The organism is Acinetobacter sp. 809848, assembly GCF_000581275.1.
Lineage (GTDB): Bacteria > Pseudomonadota > Gammaproteobacteria > Pseudomonadales > Moraxellaceae > Acinetobacter > Acinetobacter pittii.
In genome coordinates this window covers 1-552 of sequence record NZ_JEXG01000184.1, presented here as the reverse complement: position 1 = coordinate 552, position 552 = coordinate 1, and the positions used below count along the sequence as shown (strand labels likewise).

General features: G+C 43.8%; 1 protein-coding gene. It reads right to left on the bottom strand.

Annotated elements, in window-relative coordinates:
- Positions 1–552, bottom strand: a 552-nt coding sequence (locus J536_RS24690; RefSeq protein ID WP_032064358.1) for an Ig-like domain-containing protein, incomplete at both ends; no start/stop codon positions are given.

The window sequence follows — 552 nt, the reverse complement described above, 5'->3', positions numbered from 1 at the left end:
GCATTGATTGGATCAAGTACAGGTGCATTTGGTGCGGTGGTATCAATTGTATAAGTTTGTGTATCATTAACAGTGCTGCTATTACCTACTGCATCAGTAAAGGTTACTTTGGCATCAATTGTTTTATCTGCATCCGCTGTTAAACCACTACCCGGCACACTTACTGTCCATGTACCTGCTGCACTGTCTACAGTTGCATTATAAGTTATCCCATTAATAACAACTGTAACGGCTGTAGTAGCCGCATCTGAAGGAACGTTTTTCAATACACCAGTAATCGTGACATTGCCAGCCGCTTCTGATGCATTAACCACATTATCAGCTGTTACTGAATCAACAGCAAAGTTAACACCATCCGTATTTGGACCAACTGCATCAACAATAGCTGTTCCTGGTCCTGATGTATTGCCAGCAGGGTCTGTTGCTACAGCTGTAACTTCATCGCCATCATTCAGACCAGGGTTTGGTACAGTCCAAGTACCATCCGGTCCTGCTACAACACTTGCCGTACTACCATCCGGATAAGTCACAGTTACTGTTGAACCAGGTTCT